The organism is Myxococcaceae bacterium JPH2 (assembly GCA_016458225.1).
Classification (GTDB): Bacteria; Myxococcota; Myxococcia; order Myxococcales; family Myxococcaceae; genus Citreicoccus.
In genome coordinates this window covers 24436-45154 of sequence record JAEMGR010000001.1, presented here as the reverse complement: position 1 = coordinate 45154, position 20719 = coordinate 24436, and the positions used below count along the sequence as shown (strand labels likewise).

19 protein-coding genes are annotated in these 20719 nt (G+C 67.5%); 7 read left to right on the top strand and 12 right to left on the bottom strand.

Annotated features, from left to right (window positions below):
* Positions 1-16: 16 nt before the first annotated feature.
* The 3 genes from JGU66_00195 to JGU66_00185 form a co-directional block, all read right to left on the bottom strand.
* Positions 17-823 (bottom strand): response regulator transcription factor, encoded by an 807-nt coding sequence (locus JGU66_00195; GenBank protein ID MBJ6759158.1) that lies wholly within the window; start codon positions 821-823, stop codon positions 17-19.
* Complete coding sequence (locus tag JGU66_00190) at positions 820-2010, bottom strand: histidine kinase (GenBank protein MBJ6759157.1); 1191 nt, start codon at positions 2008-2010, stop codon at positions 820-822. The genes JGU66_00195 and JGU66_00190 overlap by 4 nt, the downstream gene beginning before the upstream one ends.
* 138 nt (positions 2011-2148) lie before the next feature.
* On the bottom strand, positions 2149-2484 hold the full coding sequence (locus JGU66_00185) for an antibiotic biosynthesis monooxygenase (GenBank protein ID MBJ6759156.1): 336 nt from the start codon (positions 2482-2484) through the stop codon (positions 2149-2151).
* A gap of 102 nt (positions 2485-2586) precedes the next feature.
* Between JGU66_00185 and JGU66_00180 the strand changes: the two genes are divergently transcribed.
* Together JGU66_00180 and JGU66_00175 are read left to right on the top strand one after the other, a co-directional pair.
* Positions 2587-3027: a hypothetical protein gene (locus tag JGU66_00180; protein MBJ6759155.1), complete on the top strand. Its 441-nt coding sequence runs from the start codon at positions 2587-2589 to the stop codon at positions 3025-3027.
* 86 nt (positions 3028-3113) lie between these two features.
* Positions 3114-3692, top strand: coding sequence for a sugar O-acetyltransferase (locus tag JGU66_00175; GenBank protein ID MBJ6759154.1), 579 nt, complete (start codon positions 3114-3116; stop codon positions 3690-3692).
* Positions 3693-3801: 109 nt separating this feature from the next.
* Here JGU66_00175 and JGU66_00170 read toward each other — a convergent pair whose 3' ends face one another.
* The 6 genes from JGU66_00170 to JGU66_00145 form a co-directional block, all read right to left on the bottom strand.
* Positions 3802-6891 (bottom strand): hypothetical protein, encoded by a 3090-nt coding sequence (locus JGU66_00170; protein ID MBJ6759153.1) that lies wholly within the window; start codon positions 6889-6891, stop codon positions 3802-3804.
* A gap of 581 nt (positions 6892-7472) precedes the next feature.
* Positions 7473-8609: an FAD-dependent monooxygenase gene (locus JGU66_00165; GenBank protein MBJ6759152.1), complete on the bottom strand. Its 1137-nt coding sequence runs from the start codon at positions 8607-8609 to the stop codon at positions 7473-7475.
* On the bottom strand, positions 8606-9217 hold the full coding sequence (locus JGU66_00160; GenBank protein ID MBJ6759151.1) for a TetR/AcrR family transcriptional regulator: 612 nt from the start codon (positions 9215-9217) through the stop codon (positions 8606-8608). Before JGU66_00160 ends, JGU66_00165 begins: the two co-directional genes overlap by 4 nt.
* Positions 9218-9590: 373 nt before the next feature.
* A complete protein-coding gene (locus JGU66_00155; GenBank protein MBJ6759150.1) occupies positions 9591-9803 on the bottom strand; it encodes a cold-shock protein in 213 nt (70 codons plus the stop codon).
* A gap of 310 nt (positions 9804-10113) precedes the next feature.
* A complete protein-coding gene (locus JGU66_00150; protein ID MBJ6759149.1) occupies positions 10114-12543 on the bottom strand; it encodes a tandem-95 repeat protein in 2430 nt (809 codons plus the stop codon).
* Between the two features lie 192 nt (positions 12544-12735).
* Positions 12736-13392 (bottom strand): DUF4375 domain-containing protein, encoded by a 657-nt coding sequence (locus JGU66_00145; GenBank protein MBJ6759148.1) that lies wholly within the window; start codon positions 13390-13392, stop codon positions 12736-12738.
* A 135-nt stretch (positions 13393-13527) separates the two neighbouring features.
* Between JGU66_00145 and JGU66_00140 the strand changes: the two genes are divergently transcribed.
* Positions 13528-13743, top strand: a complete 216-nt coding sequence (locus tag JGU66_00140) for a DUF2892 domain-containing protein (protein ID MBJ6759147.1) — start codon at positions 13528-13530, stop codon at positions 13741-13743.
* On the top strand, positions 13743-14321 hold the full coding sequence (locus JGU66_00135; protein ID MBJ6759146.1) for a sigma-70 family RNA polymerase sigma factor: 579 nt from the start codon (positions 13743-13745) through the stop codon (positions 14319-14321). The genes JGU66_00140 and JGU66_00135 overlap by 1 nt, the downstream gene beginning before the upstream one ends.
* 42 nt (positions 14322-14363) lie before the next feature.
* Here the strand turns inward: JGU66_00135 and JGU66_00130 are convergent, their stop codons facing one another.
* Positions 14364-14978, bottom strand: a complete 615-nt coding sequence (locus JGU66_00130) for a hypothetical protein (protein ID MBJ6759145.1) — start codon at positions 14976-14978, stop codon at positions 14364-14366.
* Positions 14979-15472: 494 nt separating this feature from the next.
* Positions 15473-16486, bottom strand: a complete 1014-nt coding sequence (locus tag JGU66_00125; protein MBJ6759144.1) for an alpha/beta fold hydrolase — start codon at positions 16484-16486, stop codon at positions 15473-15475.
* 145 nt (positions 16487-16631) lie between these two features.
* On the opposite strand from JGU66_00125, the gene JGU66_00120 reads away from it, so the two are divergent.
* The 3 genes from JGU66_00120 to JGU66_00110 all read left to right on the top strand — a co-directional run bounded on the left by JGU66_00120 (position 16632) and on the right by JGU66_00110 (position 19658).
* Entirely contained in the window at positions 16632-17210 is a 579-nt protein-coding gene (locus JGU66_00120) for a TetR/AcrR family transcriptional regulator (protein MBJ6759143.1), read from the top strand.
* 203 nt (positions 17211-17413) lie between these two features.
* Positions 17414-17836, top strand: coding sequence for a hypothetical protein (locus JGU66_00115; protein ID MBJ6759142.1), 423 nt, complete (start codon positions 17414-17416; stop codon positions 17834-17836).
* Positions 17837-18419: 583 nt separating this feature from the next.
* Complete coding sequence (locus JGU66_00110) at positions 18420-19658, top strand: radical SAM protein (protein ID MBJ6759141.1); 1239 nt, start codon at positions 18420-18422, stop codon at positions 19656-19658.
* A 33-nt stretch (positions 19659-19691) separates the two neighbouring features.
* Here the strand turns inward: JGU66_00110 and JGU66_00105 are convergent, their stop codons facing one another.
* Positions 19692-20426 carry a peptidoglycan-binding protein gene (locus JGU66_00105; GenBank protein ID MBJ6759140.1) on the bottom strand — a complete coding sequence of 245 codons (735 nt, stop codon included), beginning with the start codon at positions 20424-20426 and terminating at the stop codon, positions 19692-19694.
* Positions 20427-20719: the final 293 nt, after the last annotated feature.

The following is a 20719-nucleotide window of genomic DNA, read 5'->3' as shown; positions in this document are numbered from 1 at the left end:
CCGCGCACCGCGCGACTCAGCGCAGGTTCTGGAACTTCTCTCGGTGACTGCGCGCCACGCGCAGCTCCATTCCACCGGTGAGCACCACCACGAGGTCTCTGCGTCCCTCGTTGCGCAGCTCGCGGATGCGCCGCGAGTTGACGATGGCCGAGCGGTGGATGCGCATGAAGCGCTCCGGATCCAGGCGCGACTCCAGGCTCTGCATGGTCTCGCGGTGGAGGTACGCCTTCCCGCCCGCGTGAATCTGCACGTAGTAGTCGGCGGCCTCGATGTATTCGATTTCGTCCACGTCGAGGAACACCACGCGCCCTGTGTCTCGAATGGCGAGCCGACGCACATAGGCATCGACGGGGGCGGGAGGAGCGACTGGCGCGGGAGTGTTCTCGCGCTCGCCATAGGTGGAGAGCACGGACATCAGGCGGTGGCCGAGGTCGGACATCCGCGCGAGGCGAATCTGAGCCTTGGCGCGGCCGATGGCGTCGTGGAAGCGATCGTCGCGAAACGGCTTGAGGAGATAGTCGAGCGCGTGGATGTCGAAGGCGCGCAGGGCATAGCGGTCGTATGCGGTGACGAAGATGACGGCCGGCACCTCACCCGGGTCGAGCCGGGCCAGTACCTCGAAGCCGTTGAACTCCGGCATCTGCACGTCCAGCAGGACGAGGTCCGGCCGCTGCTCGCGGATGAGGCGCACGGCCTCCTGTCCATTCCCCGCTTCGCCCACCACCGTGACGTCGGGATCCACGGCCAGCAAGAGCCGCAGGCCCTCGCGAGCCAGCGGCTCGTCATCCACCACGAGCGTCCGAATGGCGGCGGCCACGTTCATGCGCCGCGCTCCTCGGGGGACGCGGTGACGAAGGGCAGCTCCATGCGAGCCCGCACACCACCCCCCACGCGGTTCTCCATCGTGAAGGTGTGCCGCTCGCCGTGGAGCTGGAGCAGACGGGCCCGCACGTTGGCGACTCCGATGCAGCCCTCCTTGTGCTCCCAGTTCGGAGCCAGTCCGGGGCCGTCATCGAGCACCTCCAGGATCAGCCAGGCGCCTTCGCGCGAGGCGCGCAGCTCCACCCGGCCTGCTCCGGAGCGCGGGGCAAGGCCGTGCTTGATGGCGTTCTCCACCAGGGGCTGGAGGATGAGGCTGGGCACGAGCGCGCCGAGCGTCACGGGGTCGATGGCGCGGACCACCTGGAGCCGGTCCTGGAAGCGGGTCTGCTCGATGTCGAGGTAGCGCTCCAGGAAGTCGAGGTCCTCGTGAAAGGGGACGTGCTGTCGCCCCGTCGTATTGAGGGCCATGCGCAGCAACTCGCTGACGCCGGTGAGCATGCGGATGGAGCCCGCGGTGTCCTGCTTGCGCACGAGGACGGAGATGGCGTTGAGCGTGTTGAAGAGGAAGTGCGGATGGAGCTGGGCGCGCAGGGTGTCGAGCTGCGCGTGCACCAGGCGCGTCTCCAGTTGGGCCTGGGCCAGCTCTCCCTCCCGGTAGCGGCGGTGGTACTCGACCGCGTGCCCGATGGAGAGGATGCCGCCGTAGATGAGCAGGCTGATGATGCAGTACTTGGCCATCATCATCGGCAGCAGCTGGCTCAGGGAGTTCTCGAGGTACCACTTCTCGCCCGCGGCGCGAGAGGCGGTGTAGACGAGCGAGACGTAGGGGACCAGAAGGACGCCGAGGGTGCACAGGTGGACCGCGAGGCTCCGAGGCCAGACGCCGCGCTCCACGTGGAAGCGCCGCCCGAGCGCGAGGATCAGCGGTGTGGCGAGGGCCCAGAACTGCCAGGGCGGCACCTGCATCAGCAGGGCCCGCGCGAACGTATAGCTGGGGTCCTTGGCTTGGGCGAACGCCCAGGCGTGCGTCGTGGAGATGAGTCCGGGCACCGCGAAGATGAGCATCATCAGCGGCAGGCGGCGCAGCTGGGAGAGCAGCGCGGACGCGGCCGATGTGCCGGACTCCGACGGGAGGTTCGCGGCGGAGGTCAGCGGGACGGAGCGCACGGTGGGAGAGATGGATTCCACGACCCGCGGATTCTAGCCCTGAACTGGAGCCGCGCCTGGCTTCGGTGCAGCCAAGGGGCTCCAGGGTGCAGCGAACGGGTCAGCTTGCCTCCCCCATGAGGGAGCAGGCTGCGGCGAGCGCGTGCGTCACGCGCGGCGTCACAGCGGCATGTTGACCGCGACGCCCTCGCGGCCGGTTGCCCAATCGCGAATGTACGCGTTGAGCGCCCCGAAGAAGGTGATCGACACCAGGTCGGCCGCCGCGAACAGCTCGCCGAGCAGGGGGGCGACATGATTGTTATGTGTTTCGGCCGCGTCCGCGTCGACGTACTCCTCGATGATCGAATAGTGACCCGGCTTCTGCGTGACGAACCAATCGTAGCGCAGCGTCCCCGGCTCGGTCTTGACGGCGGCGGCCAGGGCTCGCGCCACCCGCACGAACTCTGCCTCGCTGTTGGTCCGTGCTTTGAACTCACAAATCACCGTCAGGCTCATCCGGGTCTCCTGCGCAGGCCGCGCATTGAGGGGCAGCGCGAGTGGTAACACCCGGCAGGTATGAAGTCGCTGGAGAATGCACGCCAGTGCTAGCGTCCGCGCATGACCCGAATCGAGAGCGCGGATCATCAGCATGGACTCGAGGCCCTCGGCCTGCGGATGGCGGCACGGGGGCTCACCTTCATGCCTCGGGCCCTCTTCGCCGAAAATGGGATCATCGTCGCGCTTCCGGGAAAGGCGCCTCATCCCGCTGCGCCCGCGCCGCGAGGCGCCGCTCCAGTTCCTCCACCGCTCGACTACAGCTCGGCCGACATCCAGGTGCTCACGCACCGGATCGCGCTCTATCACTCGGGGACGAGCTGGGAGGCGCGGAGCACGGTCCACGGTGGCCCGCACTGGATTCGAAGGGCCGGGAGTATCGAGGAGCTGGAGGTCATCGCGGACGAAGCGCTTCGCACACCGGAAGGGCATTGTCCGAACGAGCACTGGCGTGTCGCCGAGGAGTGGGCCGACGTCACGCGAGGGCCGCTGCGCCGTCCCTGAGCGTGCTCGTCGCGCGCAGCCGCGCTGATTGCGCGCGCAAGATTCCGTGGCTGGACGTGGGTGCGGGCGCTGGTGAAGCTCGTGGAATGCCCATCGACCGCCTCATGCGCATCCACAGTGCCGAGTCCCTCGAGAGAGGGGAGCGGGTCTTCAGCCCCGAGTTCAAGGCGATGAGCGAGCGGGTGCTGCGGGCCACCGAGCTGACGTCGCGCCTCAACGTCCTGCCTTTCGAGGACGACGCGGCCAAGGCCGAGCTGTTCGAGAAGATCCTGGGCAGACCGCTCCCGAAGCGGGTCACCATCTATCCGCCGTTCTACACGGACCACGGCCTGCGTCTGGAGCTGGCCGAGCGGGTGTTCATCAACCAGGGCTGCACGTTCCTCGACTACGCCGGCATTCGCCTGGGCGAGGGCGTGATGATTGGCCCGAAGGCCACGTTCATCACCGTGAGCCATCCTGTCGACCCGGGGGACCGGCGGCTGTACCTCACGGGCGCGCCCATCGAGGTCGAGGAGAACGTGTGGATTGGCGCGGGAGCGACCATCCTGCCCGGGGTCAGAATCGGACGGGACGCCGTGGTCGCGGCCGGAGCGGTCGTCGCCGACGACGTGCCTGCCGCGAGCCTGGTGACCGGCACCAAGGCCACCGTGCGCCGACGCTGGTGAGGCGCCAGCGCTTCGGGTGAGCCCTGGACTCGGAGGACGCCACCCGAAGCAGCTGTCTGGCATTGCCATGGCCCCGGTGACGATGCTGTCACCGGGGGCCCACCGCCGGCTACTTGTTCAGGACCCGAAGCTCCTTGCCGGAGCCGACCGCCGGATCTCCGAAGACATTGTCGGAGGCGGTGACGGTCCCGGTCATCCCTCCCACGACGTTCCAGCTCGAGTTGATTCCGAAGGCCACCGTCACGGGTTCATTGCCCACGTTGTACGACTGGCCCTCGTTGCAGACCTTGGTGAAGTCCTGCGAGACCTTGTACGCCGTGCGGTTGGGATAGCCGACCTGCCGGTAGTAGCCCTTGTTCGTGGTGCCCGACCCCGGGTTGCCGAACGTGGCCTGATTGAACGTGATGGAGCCCGTCACACCCGGGAGGAAGCGGAAGTGGCCATTCGCGCCATACGCCACGTCGCAGGGCCCCGGCAGGTTGAAGGTCGTGCCGTCCCCGATGCCCGAGTTGAAGGTGGCGATGTCGTATCCACCCGGCAGGTCCATGGGCACATTGACGGGCGCATACGCCTGCGGTCCCTGATCCCAGCTCGTGACGACGAACATGAAGCGCGTGGGCAGCGATTGCTCGTAGAGCAGGGTGTTGTCCGCGGACGTGGTGCCGGCGAGCATGTCCAGGTTCGGCGTGTCGATGGTCGAGGAGATCTCCCCGTTCGCCTTCGCGTTGCGGAGGGATTGGATGTACCAATCCCGCGCGATGGCCGGGAAGTACTTCAGCTCGAGCGCCCACAGATACGCTTCCTTGAGGATGTACAGCCGCGCGGACATCGTCTGCGTCGGTGCCAGCGTATTCAGATAGGTGTAGACCCCCACGCCCTGCGAGGTGTTGGTCGTCGAGTCGTTCTTGTATGAGAACGAGAAGTCGAGCGTTCCCCCCACGTAGGTCTCGCCCGAGACCCCGATGCCCAGGACCGAGGTGTCCGTGGACTTGACGAAGCCCGCATAGGCGCTGATCTCCAGGTGGACTCCGAAGCCCGAGGTCTCGCTGTTCGACACCCGGTACTGGCCGTCGCAGACCGAGCTGCCGCTCATGGCGAACTTGAGGTACTTCTGGCCGTCCATGTTGGTGTCCGTGCCGTACTTCGCGATGACCGCCGCGACGTAGTTCTTGCCCGTGTAGAACGTGCTGAGGTCCGTCCCGTCCGGAGCCGTGAAGATCTGCTGGATCTGCGCCTGGGTCATGCCGGAGGCCAGGAGCCTGTTCACGCACTCGTTGTACAGGGCGAACATCCGGGCGTTGATGGCCACCTCGGTATAGGAGTCGACCACGCCGGGGGTGCAGGCATAGCTGAAGAAGTCACCCGCCGCGGTCTCATCGGAGTCCTTCGAGGCGACGGGCCAGTGCGCCACGATCAACGGCGCCGGCTTGTAGGTGGTGTCCTGGTTGAAGGCGAGGTTCGCCGCCGTTCCGTACTGGGAGCGCAGCCAGAACAGCGACCGTCCGAAGTAGCACCCGTAGGGGCGGACCAGGTAGGGAGACCCGTCATCGAGGGGGAAGTAGGGGTGACGGTACGCCTTCGTCTGCACCTTGATGCTCTGGGCCGTGAACTTGCTGTCCTGCCAGGCGAAGTGCCCGGACGCACCGACCTTCACCGAGCCGCCGGCCCTGCCGCCCGACTTGGTTCCCCCGATGCCGGCCTGGGCCTCGACGGAGACCTGGGCGCCAATGCTCCCGGAGAAGTTGATCTCATTCAAGACCACGTCTTCCTGGGTGGTGTTCATCTCGTAATCGAACATGTTCCAGTCGGCCATGCCATCCGGGCTGGCATTGCCCCAGACCTCCGACGCGGGGAGGGGCATGGGGAACGGGTCGCAGACCGCGGTGAGCAGACGACTGCCCGTGTTCTGCTGCTTCGGCGGATGCAGGGCGGTCTGCAGGACGAAGTCGCCATACTGCAGCGAGGACATCTGGATGGGCGAGCCCGGCGAACTCGAAGAACGGACCCATGCCATCCCCAGGATGATGGGCAGGGTGGTTGAGTTTTGCGCCTTCGCCTGGGGGGTGATTCCCATCGAGAAGCACATCGAGAGCGGCCCCGTCGTGTCCTCCGCGGCGCTCGTGAAGATCTTTCCGTACTCCTTCCACGTGGGCGCGGCGACCGAGGGGCTGAGCTGCCGCAGGGGCCGGATGTCTTGAATCACGGCGAAGGAGATCGCATTGTTGTGGGTGTTGTCCGCGAACAGCGCGACGAGTCTCCCCGCGGGGTCCACGGCCAGGCTCGTGCCCAGGGCCTTGCGGCTCTTGAGTGCATTGGGCCACGGGAGGAGCATCGGGGCTGGCGCGGAGGTGGCGCTGGCGTGGCAGTCGGCATCCAACGTCCAGGAGAAGGTCGTCGTGGTGTTGTTGGACTTGTCCCACAGCGCCGCGATGAGGCAATTGACGCGAGGGCCGGTGGTGGTGGCGGTGCTGTCTCCCGGCTGGGTCAGGAGGATGGTGCGGATATCGAGGTTGGCTGCGTTGTTGGAGGTCTGGGCCGGGCTGGTGACGGGAATCTTCACGGACCAGCGCGGAACCTGGCAAACCCAGTCATTGGCGAGGGAGTTGTAGCCCAGGGTGTCCATGACCAGGTGGTAGACCACCGCTGAGTTGCTGGAGGTGTCCCAGCTTGTGTAGTTGAGGATGATCTCCGTCTCACGCAGGCCTGCGCAGGCCGACACACCATTGGAGAAGACCTTCACCGGGTTCGTGGGGCCTCCCGTCGTGGTCGCTGGCAGGGAAACCAGACACCAGTCCGTCGCGGTATGCGTGGCCCCAGGGGCGACCCGGGTCGCGCACAGGTTGCTGCCCGTGCTGTCGATCCAGAAGATGTAGACAAAGCCGCCTCGCGCGACCACGCCAATGCGCTTCGAGGTCTCGAAGTCGATATCGGACTGCGACGAGTCTTTCTGGATGGTGAAGCCGGTCCAGGGATCCAGCCGCTTCGGATTTCCCTTGGGGCGGCTGAGGTACGCGGCGGTCGAGTCGCTGAAGTATCCCTGGAGCATGTCGTCGTCGTTGACGCCGACCAGCACCATGGAGGAGCCGGTTTGGATGAGGCGGAACTCGCCGGAGTCGCCATTGACGTCGAGTGGGTCGGCGGCGGGGATGCCGATGATGCTGGTGGGGGAGGGCGGCGGCGGAGGGGTGGGGGTGGTCACGGACGGTCCCTTCTGAGGTGGAGGTGACGACAGCGCGCTGGCGTTGATGCCCAAGCTCCCGCGCGTGACGCCGTCAGAGAGACGGGTCCCACGGAGGTGTCTGGGATTGACGTCAGCCGAGACAGCGGGCGGAGAGGGAATGCGGGTGCTGGTGACTGCGGCGAACCCCTGGAGTCACTCCAGGGGAAGTCGGTATCAACCTGCTCGCGACCCATCCCGCGCGGGGACGCGACGTTTTCGTCGGATGGAGTGGAGTGGACGCCGGAGGTCGTCTGGGAACTCGAACGCGATGCAGGTGTTCATCGCGCGACTGCATTAGCAATCACAGGGCCAGCGGCGGATCCGAGCCTCGCTCAAGGGACTGCCTGGAGGTTCACACTCGCGGTCATGGGCGGCCGCGTCCCGCGAGGACGCAGGTGCGTTCCTCCGCGGTCGCGGGGCTCCACCGGCGCTCGGCCGGATGTCTGCACTCTCGTGTCTCAGCCGGGTGGCGAGGAGGATGACGGGCGGCGCGCACATGCAACAGCCTCGGGGTCTCCCATCCAACCTCTGGGGTTGTTTCGCTGCGGCCGACTTGAAGGTCAGCCGATGGGTACGCCGGGCATGTCGCGGACGACCTTCTCGAGTTCCGCGCGCGTCACCGACTCGGGCGTCCAGGCCAGCAGCGCGTTGCGGAGGCCGCGCGCGAGCGGGCTCTCCCACTGGGCGATCCGCCCCATCGACCAGGAGCGGCCGAGGATCCGCTCCGCGCGCGGGCGGCGGAGGCTCTCGTAGCGAGCCAGCGCCGCATCCGTGGGGCCCATCGTCATCAGGAGCTGCGCGAGCGCGGCGGCGTCCTCGATGGCGAGCCCCGCGCCCTGTCCCAGGTTGGGCGTCACCGCATGGGCCGCGTCACCCAGGAGCACGACACCGGTCCTCCACCATCGCGGCGCGGAGCAGTCCTCGATGTCGTTGTGGAGCATCCCCTCCAGCCGATGGACCGCGGCCAGCGCGGCGCGGGCTGGGGGACCCGAGAACTCGGCGTACGCGGCGCGGAACCCCGCGAGGTCCTTCCACGGCGGAGGCGCGCGGCGCGCCGCATTGAGCGTGGCATAGACATAGGTCCGCCCCTCGCCCAGCGGCACCACGCCCAGGCGCCTGCCCCGGCCCCACATCTCGACCACGGACTCCCCGAAGTGGCCGTCCACCACCACGCGCCAGCACGTGTAGCCGGAGTAGCGGGGGAGCACCTCCTCGCCGCAGATGAAGGTCCGCACCGTGGAGTGGATGCCATCCGCGCCGACCACGAGGTCGTAGCGGCCCGTCGCTCCATCGGAGAACTCCACGTCCACGCCGTCGGCCACGCCGAGCAGCTTCAAGACCGACACGCCGAATCTTGGCGCGGGCGAGGCGGAGCCCAGGACCCGCATGAGGTGCTGACGGTGCAGGGCGGTGGCTGGCAATGGCAGTCCTGACACCGCGTAGGCGGTCTCCTGCAGCACGCGCCCGTGGGCATCCGTGATGCGCGCGGTGTCCACGGGATGCCCGGCCGCGAGGATGTCTTCATGCAACGCGAGGCCCTTCATCACAGCCATCACGTTGGGCCCGAGCACGATGCCCGCCCCCTCGTCAGCCGGCTGGGGCTTCCGCTCGATGATATCGGCCGTCACCCCTCGGCGAGCCAGGGCGGCTCCCAGCGCGAGCCCGCCAATCCCTCCACCCACGATCAGCACCTTCACGATGATCTCCTCGAACCCAGTCCCATCAACAGGGCTGACAGCCCCAATCGGAGGCCCTCGCGAGCCTCGGCCAGCGTCGCGTTCGTCAGGGGGGAGAGCAGGCGGAGGACGGCCGAGTGATACAGGGCAAAGACCAGCTCCGCCGCCAGCGCTCGCTCCAGCGTCGCGCGCAGCTCGCCCTTCGCCTTCGCCTCATCCACCAGTTGCGCCAGCGCCCCCAGGAGCCGCGCCAGCGCGGGACGCTGGGCCTCCTCGGCGGCTCCCGTGAGCCACGGCAGCTCCTTCACCACCACCCGCGCCAGGTCGGGCTGCGAGGCGTAGTGAGACAGCAGCGGCGTGAACAGGTGCATGCACCGAGTCACGAACGGCCCCGCGCGCAACGAGGACACCGCCTCCTCCACCAGGGGCATCGCCTCCGTGCGCCACACCTCGTGCAGCAGCGCCTCCTTCGTCTCGCCGTAGACCAACACCGTGCCCGTCGCGACGCCGGCCTCCTCCGCGATGGCGCGGACCGTCGTCCCTTCGTAACCGCGCTCCGCGAACAGCCGCTTCGCCGCGGCGCGGATGCGCTCCCACTTCTCGTTCTTGGCCTGTTCTCGTCGGGACATATTGAACGCGTTCAAAATTGAACGTGTTCATAATTCTCGGACGGGTCCGCGTCAATCCCATCGCCCACCGCGCGGCATGGAGCGGGCAGGCGCCTCATGGCGCCCGTCCTCCTCCCTCGTGCCGGGGGCGCGGACAGCTCGCGGTGCCGGTCTCGGTGGGTTGGGAAGCGCCCCGGCCCTGGCTTGCCTGGGCGCTCCTCTCGGGGCGCGGCCGCGGGCTTCGGGCGCCTATCCCTCGTCTTGTCCTACGTGGCGCGGGGCCTGAGACAGGGCCCGCGCTCGAGTCCGTCGCGCCATCACTTCCCCACGCCTGAGCGAAGGCCCGCGAGAGTTCCTGCTTGGCTTCTACTCAGAGAAGGCAAACCGAATGGGGTCACCCGACAACTTGGACTTTATCTGCCTGCATGCCCTTCTGGCCTTGAACCGCCTCGAACGTCACACGCTGCCCCTCCTTCAGGCTCTTGAAGCCAGTCCCCTCGATGGCTCTGAAATGGACGAAGAGGTCCGAGCCGCTCTCGGGCGTGATGAAGCCGTAGCCCTTCTCCTCATTGAACCACTTCACCGTTCCGTTCTGTCGCTCAGCCATGCGCCTTCCTGTTCACCGGATTGTCCGTGTTCGTCACCCTCGGGAAGCCGTGGCCTCCCGAGGCACGGACTGTGGCGGGACGCAGGAGAAGTTTCACGGACCGGGTAGCGCTGGAGCGGCAAACTGTTTCATTGCGGAGGCACCTGACGCGAAGAGCTGCCCGCTGCGATTGAGAATCGGACAGGACCTGTCGCGCCAGGTGGGTGGGAGTCAATCGTTCAGGACTGCTCTCGCTCGCTGGCTTCGGCTGAGTCAACTCGGCTGCGCGCCTCCCTCACGAAAAGGAAGGCGCGCATCAGGACCCGTGGAATCAGTACACGACGACGGAGGCGTAGACGCTGGTGCCGTTCGTATAGGCCACCAAGGCGCCGCCGTTCGACGGGAGCGCTGCGACCGCTGGCGAGGCGCCGGGCCCCACCGTCCTGGCATCCGTGGCGAGGATCATCGTGGCCCCCACGAGCATCCGATCCAACTGGATATCGCCCGTCCCCCGCTGGGACGCGATGTAGCCATTGCCGAGCGCATCCGCGTCAATGGTCCGGAGCGGCCCGGGCCCGATGTCCGTGGGCAACCCCGGAACCTGGGTGCTTGTCCCCGGCGCGGACATCGGGATGACGTCCACGTTGTCGTCCCCAAAGGTGCCCGTGACGTAGATGAAGCCATTGGAGCCCGTCCAGTCCGAGTAGTACGCCTGTCCCGGTGGGGAACTCTCCGCGCCGAAGGTGGTCCCCTGGTCGCTGCTGCGGTGGATACGGAAGGAGGGGTCGTCGCTCACCGAGAAGACGTCTCCGCTGATCTTGTCCACGAGGACGTCGAAGAAGGCATTGTTCTGGGTGACGTCCGTCACGCTGAAGTCGCTCGCGCCTCGCGTGAAGTTCCGCAGAATGCGCACCCCCGTGGTGTTTCCTCGAGAGACCGCGATGTAGAGGGCGTCGCCTCTGGAATCCAGGCTGACGGTGGGGTTGGCCGCCGTGCTGAGGACTCGCGGCGCCTCCCAGGTCGCCCCCGCGTCGACGGTCCGGGTGAATAGGACCGAGCCTGCGCTCGTGGCCGCGACGTAGGCGATTCCCGTGGGGCCGCCTTCAATCGCGACCTCCGCGGCATTGGTGATGCCCAGGGGCGTGGGCCCCACCCAGGTGTGTCCGCGGTCCACGCTCACGCTGGCATAGACCGCGCCACCGCACTTCATGACGACGTAGAAGCGCCCCAGTGCATCCACGGCTGTCTTGCGCCCCGTGTTCGTGGTGGCGGTGGTGCAGTTCAGCGCCCCGCTGACGAGGGTGGGGGGCACATTCGAGAAGGCGTCCAGCTGGCACGTCGCGTCGCAGCCATCTCCAGGGGTCGTGCCGCCATCGTCGCATTGCTCGCCCTTCACGCTGTCGACCAGGCCGTCGCCGCACACCTCCACGCCCTGGCAGTCCGCTCGGCAGCCATCGCCCGCGACGCGGTTGCCGTCGTCACACACCTCACCTGGATCGAGGTAGCTGTCACCGCAGGCAGGCGGCCCCCGGACGGTGATGCTGACCGTGGCGGTATTGGAGGTCAGCGCGCCGTCATTGGCGGTGAAGGTGAACTGGTCCGCCCCATGGAAGTCCGCAGCCGGTGTGTAGAGCAATTGGGCGCCGGTTCCGGACAGGGTTCCGTGCGCGGGCGTCGTTGCCGTGAACGTGAGCGCAGCTCCCTCCACATCCGTGGCCACCAACGTGATGGGCGTCGACGTGTTGTAGCTCACCGTCACCGAGGCCGAGGCCGCCACGGGAGCGTCGTTGACGGGGCTCACCGTGACCGAGACGGTGGCCGTTGCCTGCTTCTTTCCGTCGGAGACCGTGACTTGGAATGAGTCCTCTCCGGCGAAGTTCGCGTTTGGGGTGTACGTCACCGTTGCTGCCGTGCCCGAGAGCGTGAGCGTGCCATGGCCGGGCGTGGCGTAGGAGTAGGTGAGGGCGTCGCCATCCGGGTCCGAAGCGGAGAGCGTGATGTTCACCGGCGTGTCCTCGGGGGTGGTCACGTGGACGTTCGCGATCGTCGGCGCTGAGTTGTTGTCGCAAACGCTCGGAGAGCCCGTGCAGGTGTAGCCCGGCTCCACCTGACAGACGCTGTTGCAGCCATCCCCAGAGGCCTGATTGGCGTCATCACAGGTCTCGAGCCCGCCCAGCAGTCCATCCCCACAGAAGGGCCGTAGCGAGGTCTCCACCGCATCCACCAGGTAGAGCGCGAGCACCGAGCCTCTCAGTCGCACGTAGCGATACGGCCCGTTCCCCGGGTAGGTCGCCACCGCGACGTGGGTCCCCAGGCCCAGCTCCACCAGGTGCAACGGACTGGAGCAGAGGAGGGTTCCATCCGCCTTCAGGAAGTCCACCGTGGCCACCAGCGCCAACGACAGTCCCTGGTAGTAGACGCGGAGGTTGCCGGTGCCTTCCTCCCCTTGGCCCAGGTCCAGCACCAGCGCCGTGTTGAGCAATCCCAGCAGCGTCGCTGCCTGACCGTCCGGCGCGCCCAGCGCCGCGTTCGCGTTGAGCACCGTCGCCGTGGTGCCCGACGACACCGCGTCCGCGTAGGGGTCCCAGGTCAGCGCGACCTGCGGACGCTCCTGCGTCAAGGCCTGGTCGTCTTGTCGCGAGACTCCATCCCGCGGAGGTCGCGCCTTCTCCGCCGGAGACTCCACACCACACGCGGCCATCGACAACGCCAGCATCACGCCCAGCCCCCACGACCACGGCACACCAGGACGGCTTCGCATTGAGTGTCTTCCCCCCGAGGCGCAGGACGGTGTCCGGGATGGACCGTCCCCCTCGCGGAATGAGTGACACCTTTCCTTGTTCCCGACGGCTTGGGGCGCAACTCGCGGATGGCCAGCGTCGTTTGGTCGCTAGACGACAGGCCTTCGAGTCCGATGGACCCTCGTCGAGGGCTCTCGTCCTTCCCGGGTTGCTCAATCCGTGACGTTTGCCACGCGTGGCGCGTAATGCCGCACGACGAGCCGAGGGAGCGCGTCGGGGGCCTTCCAGAACGCCTGGTCCAACGCATACATCCGGTCCCGCTCGGCGTCTGTCACCATTCCCGGCAGTTCGGACAGCGATACCATCTCCTCTGTCTCACCATAGGGGGCAATGACACTCAGCATGTCTTGGAGGCACTGGCGGGTGGCCTGGGCGCCAATCCTGCCCAGCGCCTCGATGGCGAGGTGGCAGGTCGCTTCGCCCCAGTTGCAGAAGAACTGCATGAAGCCTCCGTTGTTGATGTCGGCCTCCATTCGCCACAGCGCGACCAGCTCGCGTTCGTCGGGTGGCAGGGCCTCGAGGTCGCGGTGGGCGTGCTGCAGTTGCGCGAGGGCGTGCTCGTAGAGCGCGTCCTGTTCGATGGCCCAGAGGCTGAGCATGCCGTCGGGGGCGGGAGTCCAGAGCGCTGGCCAGTTCACGCCCCGGCCATCTTCGGTGAGGACCCATTCGCGCCGCTGCTCGGGCGTGGCCTTGTCGACGCGAATGAGGGCGCTGAGCGGGGTGGCTCGCACTCGGCCATCCGCCAGATGCAGCAGGATGTGTTTCTCGTCGAAGCGCACGTCGATGATGCGGTTGTCGTCCGGCGCCATCCGGTGGGGGCTCATGTCGGAACTCCCTATACGCCGGACTGCGCCCCGTCGCGGTGGCCCTCTGGCCGGAGAAAAGAATGGGTCCCTGAATCCTTTGGGGCGCGACGTGACTTCTCCTGGGGCAAGGAGGACGTCATGAAGCGAAATGTCGGGAATGTGGAGCGGCTGTTCAGGGCCCTGGGCGGGCTGGCGCTGGTAACGTGTGCGGTCATGACACCGCTACCGCTGGCAGTCCGGCTCGTGGCCTTCGGAGGGATGGGGGCGTACCTGCTCTTCACGTCCCTGGCGGGGAGCTGCCTCGGTTACGCGCTGATGGGCCGCTCCACGTGCCCCATCGAGCCAGGGCGCTGATGGGGACCGGGCACGGAGCATTGCTCGCCGCGGCGGCCAGGGGGGATGACGAGGCCCTGGCCGTGCTGGTGCGCACGTACCACGACCGGGTGTACCGGTTTGGCCTGCGTGTGTGCCGGGATGGCGATGACGCGGACGATGCGGTGCAGGAGGCCTTCACGAAGCTCGCGAAGCGCCCCGAGGTGCAGCGCGATGCCGGCGTCCTCTCCTGGCTGATGAGCGTGGTGCGCCATGCGTGTCTGCGCATGGTCCGCCCCTTCGTCCGGGGCCGCCCGTCGCTGGGCGCGCGGCTCGAGGAGGTCGCGGGCCTGGAGCCCCATGCGCCCGATGCACAGCAGGCGCTGGAGCGATGGGAGCTGATCCAGTCCGTCCACGCGGCCATCGCGAGCCTCGCGCCCGCCTATCGCGAGGTCCTCATCCTGCGAGACCTCGAGGGGCTGTCGGGCGAAGAGGTCTGTCGTGCCTTGGGGCTGGAGCTGGCCGCCATGAAGACCCGGCTGCACCGTGCACGGGCCCAGCTGCGCGAGGAGTTGCTTCGCCGCGGAGCCTGGCGTGAGCACGGCGCGCCGATGAATTGATGTCCGCGAACAGGCGCCGCCGAAGGTGAGCAGGTGAGGGGCTTACTCGAGCCGGAGGCTCCCCACGCACTTCCACTGCGCGGCGTCCGACTCCATCATGTGCTCCAGCATTCGGGGGCTGCTGCGAGTGTGTCCATCCATGGGGATGACGGGCTGCCCACCGCCTTCAAGCTTCGCCGCTTCGCCGTAGCTCCGGAGGACGAGCTGCGAGCAGAAGAAGTCCTTCTTGTCCTGTTCGCTGTAGGCCTTCTGGTCGCCGTTCCAGAACTTGTCGGTGTCGGACTTTCCCTGCCCCTTGAGGACGGAGAGCGCGGCGCCTGCCGTCGCGTAGTCGCCGTAGCCTTCCACGATGCCGTTCTGGCGCATGGCCGTGTGATGCTCGGCCATGTGCACGGCGTTCTGGGCGACCGTCTCGTTGTTGAAGCGGTAGACGTGCCAGGTGCAGCCCTTCTCCACTTCTGCCTTGGACAGGCCCGTGCCCGTTGCTTCCAGCAGGTGGCCATCTCCCTTGTAGATGGCGGCGTGCACGGTCTCGCTGTTCCCCTTCGAGCCGCTCGTCCCCTGGAGTGACTGTCCGAACTTGATGACCTTGTGCGTGCTGCTCTGCACGCCGACCTTGAGCAGCACGTCGCCGGGCTTCAGGTCCGCGAGCGTCAAGGCGGGGCGGCTCGAGGAGACCTCCGCGGCGCTCGTCGTCGCGGCGACGGTGGTCTGGGGGGACGCCGGCCGGGAGTAACCCAGGGAATTGTGCCGGGTGGGAATGGTCACATGCGGCTGCGGCGGGGTTGTGCTGGGAGGCGGCGTGGTCGTCGAGAACCCGGAGGTCTGGTGCGAGTTCCCCGGAGGGCCTCCCTGTACCGGGGTCTGCGGCTGCACCGGATGCGTTTCCTGCACTTGGGGGGTGGCCGAATGCTGTGGCGTGACGTGGGTCGTCGTCTGCGGCCTGGGCCCGCCAATTCGAGGTCCATTTCCCATGAGGTCTCTCCCGTGCGGTCTGGGGGGGCGCAATCTCCCGGGCGACGCGTCAGCCATCCGAGGGTCACTCCAACAAGCGCCCCGTCACGTTCGGACCCTAGGGCAACAGGCTCGACTTGGGCAATTGGCGTCGCGGACGAAGCCGGCCTTGAAGCCGGCTCCGTCCGCACGAGGCACTAGCGACCGGCACGCCGGGTGGCTGGATTGCGAGCGAGGAAGTCGCGGATGAGCTCGGCCATCTGCGGACCGTGCGTCTCGAGCGCGAAGTGGCCCGTGTCCAGCATGTGGATCTCGGCCTTGGGGTTGTCACGCAGGTAAGGGGCGGCACCCGCTGCGACGAAGATTTCGTCGTTCTTGCCCCACATCACGAGCGTGGGCGGGCGCTGGCTGCGGAAGTACTCCTGCCACTGCGGGTACAGGGGGATGTTGGTGCGGTAGTCGTAGAAGAGATCCAACTGGATGTCGGCGTTGCCCGGTCGATCCAACAGCGCCTGGTCGTGTGTCCACGCGTCAGGGCTCAGCAGGGACGTGTCGGGCACTCCGTTGGTGTACTGCCACTTCGTGGCCTTCGAGGACGTGAGCCAGCGCAGCGCCTCGCGGTTGGCCGTGCTCGGGTCGCCCCAGAACTTCCGGAGGGGATCCCAGAACCCGGTGAGGCCTTCGTCGTAGGCGTTGCCGTTCTGCACGACGAGCGCGGTGACTCGCTCGGGGTGGCGGGTCGCGAGGCGGAAGCCGACGGGCGCGCCGTAGTCCATGACGTAGAGCGCGTAGCGCTGCAAGCCGAGCTGCTCCGTCATCTTCCCCACGATGTCCGCGTAGCGGTCGAAGGTGTAGGCGAAGGTTCCGCGCTCTGGCGCCGCGCTCTGTCCGAAGCCCGGGTAGTCCGGCGCCACGACGTGGTAGCGGTCGGCGAGGGCCGGGATGAGGTTGCGGAACATGTGGCTGGACGTGGGGAAGCCATGGAGCAGCAGCAGCACGGGCGCATTCTTCGGCCCCGCCTCCCGGTAGAACACCTCCACTCCGTCGATGCTCACGGTGCGGTAGCGCACCTGCGAATCCGCCCGTTGCTTCTCGGCGGTGTTCTGGGGGGCGGCGGCCTGCGCGGGGGAGAAGGGCGCGAGTGCGAGCACGGCTGCGGCCAGCAGGCCGAAGGCGCGATGCGTGGGAAGAACATTCTGCGTGGGTGACATGTTCAGCTCCGAGGTGCAGCGGGTTGTACCGAGCGTTCGGTACATAATGGGGCCATTTTCGCGCCGCAATTCGTCGTGCTCGGCGCCGCTTGAGGGCCGGGAGCCGGGGCGTTAACCTGTACCGAAAGGTACAGAGAGGTCACCCATGCCAGCTCCACTCATGTCCCGTGAGGAGATCGTCGCGCGGCTGCTCGAGATCTTCCGAGAGCGCGGGTACGACGGCGCGAGCCTGACGGACGTGTCGGCCGCGACCGGCCTCGGCAAGTCGAGCCTGTACCACTACTTCCCGGGCGGAAAGCACGACATGGGCGCGGCCGTGCTCGAGCAGGCGGGGGCGTGGCTCGAGCGCGACATCGTGAACGCGCTGACCGCGGAGCGGCCTCCCCTCCGTCGTCTCGATGCGATGTTCGCGGCCCTGCGCTCCTTCTACGGTGGCGGCACGCGGCCCTGCATCCTCGCGGCGCTCGTGACAGGGAGCGCGCGCAAGGCGTTCCAGACCGAGCTGACCCAGTCCTTCCGACGGTGGATGCAGGCGCTTGCCGCCATGTTGACGGAGGCCGGCGTCGGCGCGGCCACCGCGCGCGAACTCTCCGAAGACCTCGTGGTTTCAGTGCAGGGCGCGCTCATCGTTTCGCGTGGCACCGACAACCCGGACCTCTTCGGCGACACGATGCGGCGCCAACATGCACGTCTGAAGGCAGCCCTGGAGGCCGCGCAGCGCTGAGCCGCTGATTCGAGTGCACCGCTGGCATTGTGGGCCTCGTCCAGGGCAGCCAGGCGACCCGATTCCAATCGTCGGGGAGTAGAGTCTGCGGCCCTATGGTGCAAAGCCCCGCTGGACTCCCTGCTGCACGTGCCTCGTCGCTTCGGTTGACCCGGGCGACCGCCACCGCCTTGTCGGCGATCCTTTTTGTCCTGGGCTGCGCCATGCCCGCCCTCGTTCTGTTCAACACCGGGACGGGGAAGGAGGACTCGATGTGGGGCGCGACCTTGCTCCTCCTCGGCTGGATGGGCGCGTTCGTGATGCTGTGGGGTTGGTTCGCGAATCCCCTGCTGCTTCTCACGCTCATCTTGCTGCTGCTGGGCAAGTACCGCGGGGCCTTCTGGGTCGGCGTCGTGGCGGTGCTCGTCGGCCTCTCCAGCTTGTCCTGGTACCTGCACTCCATCCCCGCGGACGAGGCCGGTAGCGCGGACCGGCAATTGGAGTTGCTGTATCCGACGCTCGGCTTCTTCTTCTGGATGGGCAGTCTGTTGGTGGGACCCGTCAGTGCGCCCATCCTCGCGAAGAGAGAGGCCGACGCGAAAACCGTAGGCCTTCAAGAATCGCAGGCAGAGACTCAGTCTGCGTGACAGGGGGCCCCGCATCATGGTTGCAGTGTGTCTGATGCAGGGCGCGGGGAAGCCGGTTGCAAGGCTTCAGCCGGTGCTGCCTGCATCTGCCTGGGTTCCGGCGTCTACGGGTGTACAGCTTGCGTCGCCAGCGTCAGGGTTTGCTTGGTGCGTGCCCGCGTCCGTCACATCGCAGTCCGGCGGCAGCTCGTAGCAACGGTGCGTCCCATCCTCGCAAGGCATTCCGTAGCAGGCCATGAGCGTGAGGGCCGCTGCGCTCGCGCCCGCGATCGTCCAGAGGGATGCCACCCATGACTTCGACATGCGTGCAGGGGCACTCTCGAGCGGGTGCTGGCAGTGCAGACATGCGGTGGCGGAGGGCGGGTTGAAGCCTTGGCACGACGGGCAGTCGGACAGGTTGGGCATGTGGCCATCCTTCTCGGAGGGGGACGCGGAGTGGGGCGCCACACAGCAATCCCTGTGCCGGCGGCAAGTGCCTGGAGTCCCATGTCTCGCTGCTCACCGCGATGTGCACCCGATTGCGGGGCAGGACGCAGATGTCACAGCTGCCGGTATCCCGGACGCTTCCGATAGGCTGCTGTCCATGTCGAACCGGCGCATGGACGTGAGTTCAACGGACTACCACCCGGCCTATGTGGTCTGGGAGCTGACGCTCGCGTGTGATCAGCCCTGTACGCACTGCGGCTCTCGGGCCGGTACCGCTCGCGCTGGGGAGCTGAGCACGCAGGAAGCCCTCGGAGTGGTGGCGCAGCTTGCGGCCATGCGCGCCCGCGAGGTGGTGCTCATTGGGGGCGAGGCGTACCTGCATCCAGGGTTCCTCGACATCATCCAGGCCCTGAAGGCCGCGGGGATCCGGCCCGGCCTGACGACAGGCGGCCGGAGCGTGACGGCGGAGCTTGCCTTGGAGATGGCTCGCGCGGGGCTCTATGCGGCGTCGGTGAGCGTGGATGGGTTGGAGCCCACCCACGACATCATGCGTGCGGCGAGGGGGAGCTTCGCCTCCGCCACGGACGCACTGGGGTATCTGAAGGCTGCCGGGGTGCGCACTGCCGCCAACACCAATCTCAACCGCCTCAACCAGGGCGACCTGGAGGGGCTGTACGAGCACCTGAAGACGCAAGGCATTGGCGCGTGGCAGGTCCAGATTACGGCGCCGCTCGGGCGCGCGGCGGATCGTCCGGACTTGTTGTTGCAGCCGTGGGACCTGATGGACTTGATGCCACGCATCGCACGGCTGAAGGAGCGGGCGCGCCAGGACCGCATCACGGTGATGCCAGGGAACAACCTGGGCTATTTCGGCCCGGAGGAGGCGCTCCTGCGCTCGTTGCACGCAGGCGGGCGAGACCACTGGCGGGGCTGTCAGGCGGGCCGGTACGTGATGGGCATCGAGTCCAATGGCGCCGTGAAGGGGTGCCCCTCCCTGCAGACGGCTCACTACGTGGGAGGCAACCTGCGCGAGCAATCGCTCGAGCGCATCTGGAACGACACGCCCGAACTCGCATTCTCGCGGATGCGGACGGTGGATGACCTCTGGGGCTTCTGCCGCACCTGTCCCTTCGCGGAGAGCTGCATGGCTGGGTGCAGCTTCACGGCCCATGCCCTGTTCGGGCGGCCGGGAAACAACCCCTACTGCCATTATCGCGCGAAGGCACAGGCGACGGCGGGCAAGCGCGAGCGGCTCGTCCCCAAGGCGCCAGCCCCAGGCAGGCCGTTTGACCATGGCCTGTATGAAATCATCGAGGAGCCCATCGACGCGCCGGATCCCAAGCCAGAACTCAAGCGCGAGTACGTGAAGACGAAGCGGTGGCCGAAGCCCGCCTGACTCACTTCGCGAGGGCGGGCTTCCGCCAACGAGTCAGCGCTCGATGTGGATATGGGGACCGCCCCAGACCTGCTGGCCCGCCGGGCGCGTCCGCTCGTCGCGCACGGTGTAGCCCTGCGCCCGAGCGTCGGCCATGAAGGCATCGAGGCGCGCTTGAGACACGCCGCGGGAGCGCACGTCGATGGCTCGCCCCTGGTAGTGCTTCGAGTGGGTGTTGTGCCGTCCGCCCGTGGTCGAAGTGACGGTGAGCCCGTGCTGCTCCGCCAGACGGGCCATGGCCTGGTACGGCCGGCCCGTTGTGGAAGCCGTGCTCACGGAGGGCGTCTTGTTCTTCGTGAAGCTCGAGACGCCGTTGAGGGCGTCGAAGGTCTTTCGCCCTGCCACGCCATCCACCGGAAGTCCCGCGGCGCGCTGGTAGCTGCGAAGCGCCTTCTCCGTCGCGGGACCGAACTTGCCGTCCGTCTTGCCAGGATTGAAGCCCGAGGAGCGCAGGCGATCCTGCAGCGACCGGACCGACGCCTCGTTCGTCGCGCCCTTGCGGAGCGAGCCGCTCGTGTAGCCGAGGACGCTCGCGCGATCAGCGGCTCGCGCCGCGGCCATGGTGTTCTTCGACGAAAAGCTGCTCTCGGCGGAGTAGCCCTTCACGCTCGCCCGGTCCGCCGCGCGAGCCGCGGCCATGGAGCCCGACTTCGTGCTGGCTTTCGAGGTCCTGCTGTCGGCGGAGTAGCCCTTTACGCTCGCCCGGTCCGCCGCGCGACCGGCTGCCATGCTCCCGCTCTTGCTGGCCGATGAGCCCGTGCGTCCTTTGCCGGCGGAAGAACCCGTGCTGCCTCTGCTGCTCGACGAACCCGCGCCACCAACGGCCATGAAGTGCTCCGGGGGAATGAGGGCGTCCGGGGAAGGGGGAGAGCATCCCGTCCGTAAGTTGGATTCTCTGAATGGCGAGGAAAATGTTTCCTCTCATTATTTCCAGTCCGACCTGCGGACGAGGGCACTGGGCGGTGTCCCGGGTGAGTCACCTGGGTGTGGCCTGCCGCGCAGCGCTGGGCCAGACGGTGCTG

Bases quoted from the DNA above. Each gene is read 5' to 3' on its own strand.
- JGU66_00115 (MBJ6759142.1), top strand. From the start codon at position 17,414: ATGCCCGCCCTCGTTCTGTTCAACACCGGGACGGGGAAGGAGGACTCG.
- JGU66_00135 (MBJ6759146.1), top strand. From the start codon at position 13,743: ATGGGGACCGGGCACGGAGCATTGCTCGCCGCGGCGGCCAGGGGGGAT.
- JGU66_00145 (MBJ6759148.1), bottom strand. From the start codon at position 13,392: ATGGCGCCGGACGACAACCGCATCATCGACGTGCGCTTCGACGAGAAA.
- JGU66_00125 (MBJ6759144.1), bottom strand. From the start codon at position 16,486: ATGTCACCCACGCAGAATGTTCTTCCCACGCATCGCGCCTTCGGCCTG.
- JGU66_00195 (MBJ6759158.1), bottom strand. From the start codon at position 823: ATGAACGTGGCCGCCGCCATTCGGACGCTCGTGGTGGATGACGAGCCG.
- JGU66_00180 (MBJ6759155.1), top strand. From the start codon at position 2,587: ATGACCCGAATCGAGAGCGCGGATCATCAGCATGGACTCGAGGCCCTC.
- JGU66_00140 (MBJ6759147.1), top strand. From the start codon at position 13,528: ATGAAGCGAAATGTCGGGAATGTGGAGCGGCTGTTCAGGGCCCTGGGC.
- JGU66_00150 (MBJ6759149.1), bottom strand. From the start codon at position 12,543: ATGCGAAGCCGTCCTGGTGTGCCGTGGTCGTGGGGGCTGGGCGTGATG.
- JGU66_00185 (MBJ6759156.1), bottom strand. From the start codon at position 2,484: ATGAGCCTGACGGTGATTTGTGAGTTCAAAGCACGGACCAACAGCGAG.
- JGU66_00120 (MBJ6759143.1), top strand. From the start codon at position 16,632: ATGCCAGCTCCACTCATGTCCCGTGAGGAGATCGTCGCGCGGCTGCTC.
- JGU66_00155 (MBJ6759150.1), bottom strand. From the start codon at position 9,803: ATGGCTGAGCGACAGAACGGAACGGTGAAGTGGTTCAATGAGGAGAAG.
- JGU66_00160 (MBJ6759151.1), bottom strand. From the start codon at position 9,217: ATGTCCCGACGAGAACAGGCCAAGAACGAGAAGTGGGAGCGCATCCGC.
- JGU66_00175 (MBJ6759154.1), top strand. From the start codon at position 3,114: ATGCCCATCGACCGCCTCATGCGCATCCACAGTGCCGAGTCCCTCGAG.
- JGU66_00110 (MBJ6759141.1), top strand. From the start codon at position 18,420: ATGTCGAACCGGCGCATGGACGTGAGTTCAACGGACTACCACCCGGCC.
- JGU66_00105 (MBJ6759140.1), bottom strand. From the start codon at position 20,426: ATGGCAGCCGGTCGCGCGGCGGACCGGGCGAGCGTAAAGGGCTACTCC.